At 41.3% G+C, this 13,265-nt stretch carries 13 protein-coding genes; 6 read left to right on the top strand and 7 right to left on the bottom strand.

The window, feature by feature from the left end:
• Positions 1-9: 9 nt before the first annotated feature.
• Positions 10-2,175 (bottom strand): beta-glucosidase BglX, encoded by a 2,166-nt coding sequence (bglX, locus tag FGG79_RS14795; RefSeq protein ID WP_138779628.1) that lies wholly within the window; start codon positions 2,173-2,175, stop codon positions 10-12.
• A gap of 371 nt (positions 2,176-2,546) precedes the next feature.
• On the opposite strand from bglX, the gene FGG79_RS14790 reads away from it, so the two are divergent.
• From FGG79_RS14790 to FGG79_RS14775, 4 genes are all read left to right on the top strand, one after another.
• Positions 2,547-3,782: a sugar ABC transporter substrate-binding protein gene (locus FGG79_RS14790; protein ID WP_138779626.1), complete on the top strand. Its 1,236-nt coding sequence runs from the start codon at positions 2,547-2,549 to the stop codon at positions 3,780-3,782.
• A gap of 131 nt (positions 3,783-3,913) precedes the next feature.
• Positions 3,914-4,813: a carbohydrate ABC transporter permease gene (locus tag FGG79_RS14785; RefSeq protein WP_138779624.1), complete on the top strand. Its 900-nt coding sequence runs from the start codon at positions 3,914-3,916 to the stop codon at positions 4,811-4,813.
• A 33-nt stretch (positions 4,814-4,846) separates the two neighbouring features.
• Positions 4,847-5,677, top strand: coding sequence for a carbohydrate ABC transporter permease (locus tag FGG79_RS14780; RefSeq protein WP_138779622.1), 831 nt, complete (start codon positions 4,847-4,849; stop codon positions 5,675-5,677).
• A gap of 118 nt (positions 5,678-5,795) precedes the next feature.
• Positions 5,796-6,788 carry a LacI family DNA-binding transcriptional regulator gene (locus FGG79_RS14775; RefSeq protein WP_138779620.1) on the top strand — a complete coding sequence of 331 codons (993 nt, stop codon included), beginning with the start codon at positions 5,796-5,798 and terminating at the stop codon, positions 6,786-6,788.
• A gap of 391 nt (positions 6,789-7,179) precedes the next feature.
• On the opposite strand, the gene FGG79_RS14770 is transcribed toward FGG79_RS14775, so the two are convergent.
• From FGG79_RS14770 to FGG79_RS14760, 3 genes are all read right to left on the bottom strand, one after another.
• Complete coding sequence (locus tag FGG79_RS14770; RefSeq protein ID WP_171050952.1) at positions 7,180-7,437, bottom strand: hypothetical protein; 258 nt, start codon at positions 7,435-7,437, stop codon at positions 7,180-7,182.
• Between the two features lie 448 nt (positions 7,438-7,885).
• Positions 7,886-9,328 carry a DEAD/DEAH box helicase gene (locus FGG79_RS14765; protein ID WP_138779616.1) on the bottom strand — a complete coding sequence of 481 codons (1,443 nt, stop codon included), beginning with the start codon at positions 9,326-9,328 and terminating at the stop codon, positions 7,886-7,888.
• Positions 9,329-9,703: 375 nt separating this feature from the next.
• On the bottom strand, positions 9,704-9,904 hold the full coding sequence (locus FGG79_RS14760; RefSeq protein WP_060671790.1) for a cold-shock protein: 201 nt from the start codon (positions 9,902-9,904) through the stop codon (positions 9,704-9,706).
• 273 nt (positions 9,905-10,177) lie between these two features.
• On the opposite strand from FGG79_RS14760, the gene FGG79_RS14755 reads away from it, so the two are divergent.
• On the top strand, positions 10,178-10,390 hold the full coding sequence (locus FGG79_RS14755; protein ID WP_171050951.1) for a hypothetical protein: 213 nt from the start codon (positions 10,178-10,180) through the stop codon (positions 10,388-10,390).
• 81 nt (positions 10,391-10,471) lie between these two features.
• Here FGG79_RS14755 and FGG79_RS14750 read toward each other — a convergent pair whose 3' ends face one another.
• From FGG79_RS14750 to FGG79_RS14740, 3 genes are all read right to left on the bottom strand, one after another.
• Entirely contained in the window at positions 10,472-10,672 is a 201-nt protein-coding gene (locus FGG79_RS14750; protein WP_060671790.1) for a cold-shock protein, read from the bottom strand.
• Positions 10,673-11,147: 475 nt separating this feature from the next.
• The gene (locus FGG79_RS14745) at positions 11,148-11,297 is read right to left on the bottom strand and encodes a DUF3934 family protein (RefSeq protein WP_138779612.1); all 150 of its coding nucleotides are present in this window, start codon (positions 11,295-11,297) and stop codon (positions 11,148-11,150) included.
• 85 nt (positions 11,298-11,382) lie between these two features.
• Positions 11,383-12,156: a MerR family transcriptional regulator gene (locus FGG79_RS14740; protein ID WP_138779610.1), complete on the bottom strand. Its 774-nt coding sequence runs from the start codon at positions 12,154-12,156 to the stop codon at positions 11,383-11,385.
• Positions 12,157-12,556: 400 nt separating this feature from the next.
• Between FGG79_RS14740 and rluF the strand changes: the two genes are divergently transcribed.
• Positions 12,557-13,264 carry a 23S rRNA pseudouridine(2604) synthase RluF gene (rluF, locus tag FGG79_RS14735; RefSeq protein ID WP_138779608.1) on the top strand — a complete coding sequence of 236 codons (708 nt, stop codon included), beginning with the start codon at positions 12,557-12,559 and terminating at the stop codon, positions 13,262-13,264.
• The last annotated feature ends 1 nt before the right edge of the window (position 13,265 follow it).

Here is a 13,265-nt window from a genome sequence, read left to right as displayed (position 1 = left end):
TCGTTTCTTCTATTTTACTAGTGTAAATGAATGGCTCATTCCTTCTTTGCTATTGGGACCTACATAGACTACAAATGTGCCAGGGTCACTTTCAAATTGTAAATCTGAGTGATGATAGCGTAGCTGTGGTTCTGTAATAGTGAAAGTAACCTTCTTCGTTTCTCCAGGTTCCAGGATCAATTTCTGGAAATCCTTCAGTTCCTTTAAAGGTCGGATGACTTCCCCACTTACATCTCGAACGTAAAGCTGGACCACTTCTTCTCCCCTATAGGATCCGCTATTCGTTACATTAACGGAGACGGAAATCGGCTGCTTTGCGGTCATCGTCTCTTCGGAAATGGTCAATTCACTATACGAAAAAGAGGTATAGCTCAACCCAAACCCAAATGGCAGGAGCGGATCATTCGGAATATCCAAGTATTGTGAAACATACCGAACCTGAGCGTCTGGTGCTCCTTTTGGTCTACCTGTATTGAAGTGGTTATAGTAAACCGGCACTTGACCAACACTATATGGAAACGACATGGTTAGTCGTCCTGAGGGATTTTCATCGCCGAATAACAGGTCAGCAATCGCAGTCCCTCCTTCTGTTCCAGGGTACCAGGCTTCTAATACCGCATCGACTTGATCGATGACGCCGTGTAAATCCAGTGGTCGACCATTAAATAGAACAGCCACCATCGGTTTATTCAATGTCTTTAATCTCGCTACTAGTTCCAACTGAGGATCAGGTAGTTTAATATTCGCTCTACACCCTGCCTCCCCACTCATTTCAGAATCCTCACCAAGTGCAAGGACAATAATGTCTGCTTCTTTCGCTTCTCTCTCAGCCTCAAGTAATTGCTCTTCAGACGCTGATTCAATTTCAGATCCTTTAGCTATCGTAAGGTGAGAAGATTCCACTTTCATTTTCATTCCGTCCATTAATGTCACAGCATCTGCTTTCGATCCCAACCACGACCATGGCCCCAGGATGTCAGTGTTTTGTGCAAACGGTCCAATAAGGGAAATTTTCTGACCCCGTTTCAATGGTAAAACGTGATTATTTTTTAGTAGAACACTAGATTTTGCTGCTAGTTTACGAGCTGCTTCACGATGTTCCTCACTCATGACAACTTGCTGTTCAAGCTTTTCATCTGCACCGCGATATGGATTCTCGAATAATCCTAATTTTTGTTTAAGTTCAAGTATACGGAGAACCCCTTCGTTGATAACCGATTCGTCTACCGTTTTTTCTTCCACCAGCGTTTTTAAGTATTTCACATACGTCGAGGTCATCATTTCGATGTCAACCCCTGCAGTGATGGCTTTCCTGGCAGCTTCTTTTTCATCTTCTGCCACTCCGTGAGGAATCATTTCTTTCACTGCTCCCCAATCAGATATGAGAATGCCATTGAATTCCATTTCGTCCCGAAGAATGGAGCGCATCAGCTTTTTATTTCCAGTAGCCGGAATCCCAAATACTGTGTTAAAAGCCGTCATCACCATTTCACAACCTTCGTCAAGAGCTGCTTTGTAAGCTGGTAAGTAAGTCTCACGGAGCTCACGCTCAGACATATCAACCGTATTATAGTCACGGCCTCCTTCAGCAGCTCCGTAAGCCGCAAAGTGCTTGACACAAGCTGCCACACGGGTAAGATCGTTTGATAAATCATTTCCTTGGAACCCTCTTACGAATGCCCTGGCGAATTGGCTGTTCAAATAGGAATCTTCTCCGGTTGATTCCATTACTCTTCCCCACCGAGGGTCGCGAACGAGGTCAACCATGGGGGCAAATGTAACATGAACACCTGACACCGATGCCTCTTTCGCAGCAATTTCCGCACTCTTTTCAGCAAGTTCAAGATCCCAAGAGCAACCGATCCCGAGCGGTACCGGAAAGATTGTTTTGAAACCGTGTACAATATCAGACATGACTAACAATGGTATTCCCAGTCTATTCTCTTCCATATGAGTTCGCTGAATATTCATCACTTCCTGAGCACCTGATGCCCCTAACACAGAACCACTATTTCGCACAACTTCTTCATCGATCCCCATGTCGACCATCGGGCCTGTAATCTCCCCTTGATTGCTTGCCCCTTTAAAAAAAGGAGTAGCAAGTTGAGTAAGCTGTGCAATTTTCTCATCCAGCGTCATTTGATCTAGTAATAGAGTCAGTTTACTGTTATTCATTGTAGAACCTCCAATTCAGGTTTCTCAGTCTATTTTTTATGAAATTGAAACGTTTCGATTAACAATTGATGAAAAGTATAAAGGTAAATAGAAAGACAGTCAACTATATATCTATACCCTTTCATTCTCCATTAAACATTGATATTACAACACTTAACCCTCGAATACTGTAGGGATAATATGGTATGAATCTTAAAATTGTAGTATTTTTCAGAAAAGTATTGAAAGCGGATACACCTTTGATTATAATATAGTCATCGAAACGTTTCAATAACACTTGATAAGATATCTCCTCTTAAGAGAAGAACTCTTATCACCCCTGATTCAATTTTTTAATAGTGTTACAAACTAATAGAAATGGAGATGAAGGCATGAAAAAGAAAACATTCGCTCTTCTTTTGATCTGTATTCTGACGCTTTCAGCTGTACTTGCAGGCTGCGGTGGCGGAGGGGATTCAGAAGATGGCAAGAAAACGATCACTGTATGGGCAATGGGTGAAGAAGGTAAAAAACTGAGTAAACTTGCTGATCAATTCGAAAAAGAGAATAAAGATATTGATGTAAAAGTACAAGCGATTCCTTGGGAAACAGCTCATGACAAGCTGTTGACTGCCGTAGCTTCTAAAAATGGTCCTGATGTTCTTCAATTAGGAACGACTTGGGTACCGGAATTCGCTGATGCAGGAGCATTGCTTGACTTGACTCCTTACCTAGAGGACTATCCGGATTTCAAACCTGAGAATTATTTCGCAGGTTCCGCAGACTCTATGACATATGATGATCAAATCGTCGGAATTCCCTGGTACATTGATACTCGCGTATTATACTATCGTACCGATTTACTAAAAGAAGTCGGGTACGATCAGGCTCCCGCTACCTGGGATGAAATGAAAGATGCTGCGAAGAAGTTAAATGACAGAGGCGATGACGTTTATGGTCTTGATATTGACCGCAACGATCAAATCACACCATTTATTTTCGCTTGGCAAAATGGATACGAATTTGAAGGTAAAGATAAAATGAATTTCGATAGCCCGGAATTTAAAGAGGCGATGGAGTATTACACAAGCTACTTTAAAGAAGGAATCAGTCCTACGACTGAAGGGATGGATATCGTTCAAGCCTTTAAGAACGGTGTGAAACCGATGTTCTTCAGTGGTCCTTGGATGATCAATATCATTAATGATCAAGCTCCTGACCTTAAGGACAAATGGTCAGCGGCCGTTATGCCGAAGAAAGAAAAAAATACATCAAGCATGGGTGGAGCAAACTTCTCTATCTTCCATAATTCAGAGAATGTAGATGAGTCACTTAAGTTCATCTCTTTCGTGAATGAAGTGGATACACAAATGGATTGGCTGGAAATGTCGAATACACTTCCTTCACGAAAAGAAGCATGGGAAGAGCCTAAATTAAAGGACGATCCACTATTATCAGTATTTGGTGAACAGCTGAAATCGACGAAAGCTTCTCCTCAAATCAAAGAGTTCGAGAAAATTGCACAGGAATTCCTTTCAACAATCGAAAAAGTTACCGTTGGTGGAGCTGACTTAGACAAAGAATTAAAAACCTTCAACAAAAAAGCGAAAGAAATCGTGGAAGAATAACGTTTAAACTAAATTAATGAAACAAACGCTTCTCAGTGGAAGTCATAGGATGGAAGGATGGAGTTCCAGGCGAATGCCTGAGCTCCATTTTTAGAATCTGAGGTAGGGGCGTTTTAGTTAGGTGGGATATCATGGGCAATGGATTCAAAAGGATTACGAACAATAAACATCCATATGTGTTTATAGCTCCTGCGGTTATCATATTAGCTGTCTTCAGTATCATTCCGATTATCGTTGCATTCTTTATCAGTTTCACCGATCTCGATTTAAAAGGCCTGGCAGATTGGTCGAATATCAACTTTATCGGGTTAGAAAACTATTCAAAACTGATATCTGATGAATTGTTTCATAAGTCGATTCTTAATACTTTATTTTATGTTGTGATTGGGGTTCCTCTCGTTATCCTATTCTCATTAGGGATTGCGTTATTGCTCAACTATGGGACAAGCTCAATCTTTAAGGTATTTCGAAGCGTTTACTACATGCCCTCCATTACAAATATCATTGCAGTCGCTGTTGTGTGGGGTTTTTTGTATAACACCGAGTACGGCTTATTCAACTACCTCCTGTCACTCCTGGATGTAGAGAAGATTCCTTGGTTAGGAGAGCCAACGATCGCTAAGCTATCGTTGATTGTTTTAGCTGTATGGAAGGGTATCGGAATCAATATGATCATCTTTCTCGCTGCCTTACAGGGGATTCCAAAGTCTTATTATGAAGCAGCTGAAATGGATGGTGCCAACAGATGGCAAGTACTATTTAACGTCACGATTCCTTTACTTAGGTACGCGACTTTCTTCGTGACCGTCACAACCTTGATCGGCTGGCTGCAGTTCTTCGAAGAGCCATTCGTCATGACGAACGGAGGTCCACTGGACGGTACTGTTTCCATGGCCCTGTTTATCTACCAAAAAGGCTTCCAATTCAGTGAATTTGGTTATGCGGCAGCAGGTTCCTTTATCTTATTTATCTTTATCATTCTCATTACACTATTCCAATTCAAGCTTAGAAAATCTGATACAGAATATTAAGTCTGAAAATCTCTTAGTATCGGGGCTGAATCCATGAAAGCTAAAACGATGAAACAAAAAACTGAAAAGACATTTGTCATCCTCTTAATGATTCTTGGCGGGATCATCGTCTCGATCCCCTTCATTTGGATGATATCAAGCTCATTCAAGCCTGAAAGTGAAGTAATGCAAATACCACCGACCATATTTCCTGAGAGTCCAACACTTGAAAATTATTTCAACTTATTTGAAAGCATGAACTTCGGAGTCTATTTACGAAATACGATTATCATTGTCTTATTCTCATTCATGGGATTATTCTTCAATGCCATGGCTGGTTATGGCTTTGCCAAATTTAATTTCAAAGGAAAAGAAAAAATCTTCTACATCGTGCTTGCGACCATGATGATCCCTGCACAAGTCACAATGATTCCCGTTTACCTGATCTTGAACGAAATGGGATTGACTAATACGATGGCAGGAATCATCCTGCCCGGTCTTGCGGCGGCATTTAGCATCTTCCTGTTCAGACAGTTCATGACGACCATCCCAACTGACCTGCTTGAAGCAGCACGCCTAGATGGAGCCGGGGAATTCTATATCTTCTTTAAGTTAATTGTCCCAATCGCCAAGCCAATCTTTGCCGTACAAGGAATCCTTACCTTTATCGGAGCATGGAATAGCTTCTTATGGCCATTAATCATCGCCAACGATGAAAGCCTGTATACACTTTCAGTAGGGCTATCCCTTCTTCAGGGGCAGTATGCAAATAACTTTGGATTACAGATGGCAGGAGCTGCCTTCATGGTCGTTCCAATCATCATCATCTTCTCCTTTTTCCAAAAGTACATTGTCGAAGGCTTTACAATGTCGGGAATCAAATAAGGTTTACACTAAGTGTGATTAACCTCATGTAGAATGTATAATGGACTTAACGAGTAACATGTGAAATACACACATATGTAAAAACTTCAGTCGTCTAGAAATAATAGGATGTGACTAAATGGCAACAATCAAAGATGTGGCAAAGCTGTCCGGAGTCGCCGTTTCAACGGCCTCCTACGCTTTAAATAACAGCACCAAAGTAAGCGAAGAAACAAGAAAGAAAGTATTGGATGCAGCAAAACAATTGAATTATCAAAAAAACGGGCTCGCATCCGATTTGAAACGCACGAGCACAAATACGATCGCTTTGATCCTGAGCGACTTATCAGGTCCTTATTATTCAGAGTTGATCAAGGGTGTCCAGGACGTGACCTCCACTAACGGCTACGACCTCATCGCGTGCAGCTCGATTGGCGGGACACAATCCACCGCTATCAAGTTCTTGAAAGAAAAACGGGTAGACGGCGTCATTATCCTCGCCCACAACATATCCGACGAAACGATCCTTGAATCGGTCCGTGAAGGCTTCCCGATTGTCGTACTCGATCGGGACCTCCAACACGACTACGTCTTACAGGTTGAAGTGGACAATGTGCAAGGAGCTTTCATGGCTACTGAACACCTAATCGAAAACGGACACAAGGATATCGCTTATATCAGTGGTCCCTATAACTCACACGATAATGAACTGCGCTTCCAAGGCTTTAAACAAGCACTGGAAAAACACGATATTCTCTATCGTTCAAAGTGGAAAACCTCCGGTGGTTTCACCCGTGAGGGCGGATACAAAGCAACCAAAATGCTCATTGCCCAGCAGGATATCCCCCAAGCAATCTTTTATGCAAACGATGAAATGGCCATAGGCGGATTACAAGCTCTATCCGAGAAAAATATCAGGGTGCCAGATGATATCTCCATTATCGGATTCGATGATATTCAACTGGCAGAGTACGTCTCTCCTCCCCTCACCACCATGAGGCAGCCAAAATACGAAGCAGGCGCACTAGCCGTACACCTTATCTTTCAGAAGCTCGCGAAAGAAGAAGTCGATCCTTATTATAAATTAACGACTGAGTTGGTTGTGAGGCGGTCGGTTAAAGATCATCGTTAGATCCTGAAGCAAACCGCGGTAAATCCCGGTTTGCTTCTTTTTTTGACTTCCTGATTGGTCATTATCTCAAGGATAGTCGAATTCAGTGGTTAACTTATCTGTTTATGATCTATTGGACCATTGCTAACACGGGATAGGGCGGTTTCGCCGATATATTTGAAATTTCGCCGTTAAAATTTGGATATCGCCGTTATATTGAAAATTCCGCCGATAAAATTGGAATTTCGCCGATAAACGGACAACATACCCAAGCGAACCACAGGAACAGACAACAAGATCCGTCTCTAGCCTATCCTCGAATGCTCTAATGCATTGATTCACACTGAATCCTAAATTTTCACGATATAATCAACAAAAAAAGCAGCGAATCCACATCGATTCGCTACTCTCCTTATCTAGTCAGCCCAAGTTCATTTAAATGCTCCGCTCTATGGTAAACGTTCTCGACAGTCGCTCCGATTTGCTGGAACGTCGCAGCCACCTGTTCTATGGCTGAAGCAATTTCAGAAATATTTTGATCATTGGTCAAATGCTTATTCTTCAGTGTGGACATGGATCCAGTCAACCTCTTACTATCTGTGGATAAAGATTCAATTGAGGAAATAATGTCATAAAGTTTCGTTTTCATTCCTTCTTGTAAGGTGACCAATTCGTTGTTTTATCCTTCAGAGGCCAAATGGCGGAAGAAAGCGGTCGAAGATTTCCGTGCTGCTGTAGAAGGCGTGCTCCGAAACTCTGATCCTTATGTTATCTTGTTCTCAGTTATGGGGTAGTTTCGCCGATATATTTAATATTTCGCCGTTAAAATCTGGATTTCGCCGTTATATTGAATATTTCGCCGATAAAATTAGGATTTCGCCGTTAAATGACTCCTTACTTAAAAAGAACACATTACCATCCCTACCAGATCCACCATTCTTCTTATCATTGTTTAAATCCTCACGAAAGAAGTCTCAATGATAAAAAAAGACAGCGAATTGGAATCACTTCGCTGTCTTCACCGGTACTAAATTGTTCATCGTTCGTTTGAACACCGAATCCATTACACGGATGCCGCATACAAAAGAACGTCCTCTTAAACAAAAGGCATTTCCACCCTACTTTCTCGCTTCATGTACTTTAAGCATTTTTCCTTTTACCGTGGTACTCTTCATTGCTTGTAAGACTAATGGTCCTTTACCATTCAGCATCTCCACATACGAAAGGTTCTCCTCGATCGAGATGATGCCGATATCGTCAGCCGTCACTCCATCAATTTTCGCAATCGTACCGACGAAATCTACTGCACGGATTTTCTTTTTCTTCCCGCCATTGAAATAGAGTTTCATGATGTCACGATTCAACTGTTCGCTTTTATCTGATTTGAAATCTGGTTCCTCTTCCAACTTCTGCAGGAAATCAGCTTTTGCATTGGAGACAGCTTCATCTGATGGTGCATCTAGCCTTGGAATTCTAAATCCTATATACTCTTCAATCTCTACACGGAATTTCTCTTCATACGGTGTGCAGAAAGTGATCGCTTTCCCTGCCTGACCTGCACGTCCCGTTCTCCCGGTGCGGTGAACATAGCTTTCTTTCTCCATTGGAATATCATAATTGATGACATGAGTGATGTTCTCAATATCAATTCCACGGGCTGCTACATCAGTTGCCACAAGATATCGGAACTCTGCCCGCTTAAAATCGTCCATCACTTCAAAACGGGCTTCCTGGATCATCCCGCCATGGATCTTATCAACAGGATATCCGGAACGGTCCAGCTCTCCACATAATGTGTCCACATTTTCCTTCGTTCTGCAAAAAATGATGCAGCTATCAGGATTCTCTACAGTGGTTACGTTCTTTAGAAGAGCATGCTTATCTTCTTCTCTCACTTCGATCAAAGAATGATCGATCTTATCTGTCGTGATACCCGTCGCTTTAATTTCAATGTGAACAGGTTTCTTCATATATTTATGACAGAGTGTTTCAACGTCCTCGGGTAAAGTAGCAGAGAATGTTAAGGTCACTCGCTCAATTGGTAACTCCTGTATAATTGCTTCCACCTGATCAATAAAGCCCATGTTCAGCATCTCATCAGCTTCATCAATAATTAAATACTCCACCTTATCGAGCGGAAAGGTTCCCTTTTCGATATGATCAAGTACACGCCCCGGCGTACCCACTACTACATGATTTTTCTGCTTTAGCTCAAGCTTTTGACGATGAAAAGGTGATTTGCCGTAAACAGCCGCCGCTTTGATTCGCTTATATCTTCCGATGTTCGTGATGTCTTCTTTCACCTGCACAGCAAGTTCTCGGGTTGGCGTCAGCACTAGCGCTTGCGGCTTATTCTCTTCCCATGACACCATCTCACAGATCGGAATCCCGAAAGAAGCCGTCTTTCCACTCCCTGTTTGTGATCGTACTACAAGATCTTTTTTCTCGAGGGTAAGCGGCAGCACCTTGGACTGAACCTCAGTCGGAGCCTCATACCCTAAACCAGAAAGAGCTCTTACAATATCTTCGCTTAATTGATAATCCTTAAATGTACCATTCATTTCAATACCTCATTTATTTTGTCGTTTTTTTCTTATTCTCATAGGAAAGTGTGGTTATTATTCTACAGAAAAGCAGCTTTCAAAATTCTTTTCAAATTTCTTTAGGTATTCATCCAATAGTGTGTTATGCTTTACTTAACCATTTTAACTTGTAACATGTTGTCTCCGGGACCGACAAACTTTGTCGGTCCCTTTTTATATTTTAAAGTGGAGGCGACAAGTATAAGGATAAACCTACCCGACAGGTGCTCTTTGCCTTTTTGGTAGGTTTTTCTTATGACCTTGAGCATCTAGCAGAAACTTCCCCTACCTCAAGAATCATTTCCCTCCACCAATAAAAAAAGGACCCTCTGAGAGAGTCCTTTCAAAAAGCTATTACGCTTTGTTTACGTTAGTCGCTTGAAGTCCACGTTGACCTTGCTCAGTGTCAAATGTAACTTTTTGACCTTCGTCTAAAGATTTGAATCCTTCGCCTTGGATAGCTGAGAAATGTACGAATACGTCTTCTCCGCCTTCGATTTCGATGAAACCGAATCCTTTTTCTGCGTTAAACCATTTTACTGTACCTTCTTGCATGTGTGTATCCTCCTGTGTGGATTTGAATCCACGATTTATTACTATAGTTGCTCAATTAGATATTAAAGGTGAAAAGTTGAACACTTATTCTTTCCTTACATACCGAACAAAAATAATTCTTCTTTAGAATAACAGATAAACTGAGAAAAAGCAAATCCATTCCGGTAATCCATCATAATTCAGCAAATTGTCTTCATTTATCTTTAAACTCTCGATTAATAAGAGGATAAAGCCCCTCATATGTCGAAAGTAAGAACGAAAGGGGTTGACCCAATGAATAAAATGGGATTATTGAAAAGTTTGAATCAGGCCAGCCGGGGAAATTTCTTTTCGATTGAAATTCCGATGGCATCGAAAGAAGAAGCTGAAGGTATCAAGTTAGTTGCACATGAATTAGAAAAAGAGGGAAAGATCAAAATCAGGGAATGTACTCAGAAGGAAGATTCCATTTATCTTCAAGGAATCATCAAGTACGCATTAACGTAGGTGAGAGGTGCCAAACTTCCGGCACCTCTTTTTTTGCATCAAAAAAAGGACCCTCAGAGAGAGTCCTTTCCTTAAAAGCTATTACGCTTTGTTTACGTTAGTCGCTTGAAGTCCACGTTGACCTTGCTCAGTGTCAAATGTAACTTTTTGACCTTCGTCTAAAGATTTAAATCCTTCGCCTTGGATAGCTGAGAAATGTACGAATACATCTTCTCCACCTTCGATTTCGATGAAACCGAAACCTTTTTCTGCGTTAAACCATTTTACTGTACCTTCTTGCATGTGTGTATCCTCCTGTGTGGACTTGAATCCACGTTTTATTACTATCGTTGCTCAAGTTAGATATCAAAGGCGAAAAGTTTAAATACTTTCATTCCTTACAGACCGAACAAAAATAATTCTTACTTAGAATAACAGGAAATCGTAAAAAAAGCAAACTTTTTTCTGATTTTATTTTTAAACCCTATTGGAAGAAACTAAAATGGTTCATTTGAATTTTCCTTCTTCCGATCAAAAAGCTTTAATCTCGACTTTTCATGATTAAGTGAACAAGTTTAAACCTCTGTTTCTCTTAATAATTGTTTGCATCAAATGAGACTGTTAAGAACTTTCTTCATAATATGCGTCCTCCTCAATAGAAGGTAGATTTTAATAAATAGAAAGAGATCATTTCCCTTCTCTCATTCGATTCCAATGCTTCATTCGTTTTAAGGACAAAAAAAAGCCCATTCCAGACAAGAAATGGACTAACTGATAACTAATTATCTTCCTGCTTGCTACCATGCTTTACACCTTTACTTGTATAAGGCTTGTAGCTTTTCTTCTTATTGGCTCCGGCCTGCCAGCGATTCCAGCCTTTTTTTCCAGTTCCTTGGCCTGTTCCACTCTTCTTCTTTGGTTTACTCATTTTTCCACTCCATTATATTAAGGTTCGTTCTTTCAAGTTCGTCCTCATATCATAACACTTTTTGGAGGGAGAGAGAACTTCTTGTTTATTCCACTTCCCTGTTCTCTCCAGTATAAATATTAATCGCATCTCTAAGAAATGCTGCTACCCCGTCTTGATCGGCATCATAATAAGCCTTAAATCGCTCATCATCTACATACATTTGGGCAAGGGCGGCATGTGCTTCTTTGCTGTAATGCCCCCAATGGAATGAAATCCATTGCCTATGGAGGTCTGCTGCTTTTTGGGCTGCCATACTTGAAGGATCACCCGTTTGGAATGCTTCCTCTAAGGTTTCTTTGATTTCCTGTTCCAGTTTCGTGACCTGCACCCACTCATCCTTGGACATGTTCATCATGTTAGCCTTGGATTGGTCTGCTGCCGTGTCACCATATTTTTCTCGTACTTCTTTTCCGTACTTTTTCTCATTATCCTCCACCATCTTTTGTTTGAACCCCTCAAATTTTTCTTTATCTGACATGGTGATTCTCCCTTTCTTTACATGTATTGTCTTTTCGACATTCTTAATCAATTGATCGAGTTGATCACGTCGAGCCAGTAATTTCCCCCGATGCTCCTGTAAAGCCTTCGTTGCATCAAAGGAGGGATCATCGAGAATAGCCTTGATCTCATCCAGCCCTACTCCTAATTCTTTGTAAAAGAGGAGCTGCTGCAGGCGGTCGACTTCTTTCTGCCCATAGATCCTATATCCTGAAGAATTGGTTCTAGCCGGCTTTAGAAGCCCGATTTCATCATAATAGCGAAGGGTTCGTGTACTCACTGAAGCGATCTCCCCCAGCTTCTTCACTGTATATTCCATGATTTCACCTCCTGATAATTACTACTTTACAGCTTGACGTTGCGTCAATGTAAAGGCTATTTTTAAACGTAGGTTGTCGTGATTTCCTCTGCAGGTGCTCGCTTTCCGCGGGGCGTGAGTCGGGCACCTGCAGAGGAAATCAACTAAGTAAGTACCCTTAAATTATTTAAAAGTGGAGAAAATACATTTTCCAACGTGTGCAGTGGTCTATTTTAGCCTCACCATCTATAGCACTCACTTATAGACAGAGCCTTGATAGCTCTTATGTTAGAAAACAACAATCTATAGTCTTTGATAGTAACCATAATTGCCCATTTATGTACTCATACATTCCCTTGAAAATAAACAGCCAGTCCGATATTCTTAGAATAGTTATTATCAAATAAAGGTTGTGTTACCGATGCGAATTAATAAATATATAAGCGAAGCTGGAAAAGCATCCAGACGAGGTGCAGATAAATTAATCACTGAAGGCCGGGTCATGATCAACGGGAAGGTTGCCAATATTGGCGATCAGGTGAATCCCGGTGATGATGTGTTGGTAAGCGGAGCCCCTGTGAGAGTTGCCAGAAACAATGTGTATATCGCCTTAAATAAACCGGTTGGAATTACGAGTACAACTGAAAAAGGCGTGAAGGGTAATATCGTGGATCTTGTCAATCATCCGTTGCGAATTTTTAACATCGGACGATTGGACAAGGAGTCAGATGGCTTGATCCTCATGACGAACGATGGGGATATCGTCAATGAAATCCTCCGTGCAGAAAATCAGCATGAGAAGGAGTACATGGTGACTGTAGACCGCCCGATTTCAGACGATTTCTTAAAGCAGATGTCAGAAGGTGTCAAAATCCTTGGTACGAAAACACTTCCTTGTAAAGTGGAACAGGTGTCTAAATATGTTTTCCAAATCACCTTGACTCAAGGGTTGAATCGGCAGATCCGTCGTATGTGCGAAGTGCTTGGATATGAAGTATATCGCCTACAGCGTACACGGATCATGAATATTCAATTAGGGAATCTTCCTGTCGGTCAGTGGCGAGATCTTTCTAAGAAGGAAAAGAACAGATTATTTCAAGATTTGGATTACGAACCGAAGGAATGGTAAA

The organism is Bacillus sp. BHET2 (assembly GCF_005938125.1).
Taxonomy (GTDB): Bacteria; Bacillota; Bacilli; order Bacillales; family Bacillaceae_B; genus Rossellomorea.
Note: the sequence above shows the minus strand (reverse complement) of the source record. Positions and strands in the feature narration are given on the sequence as shown.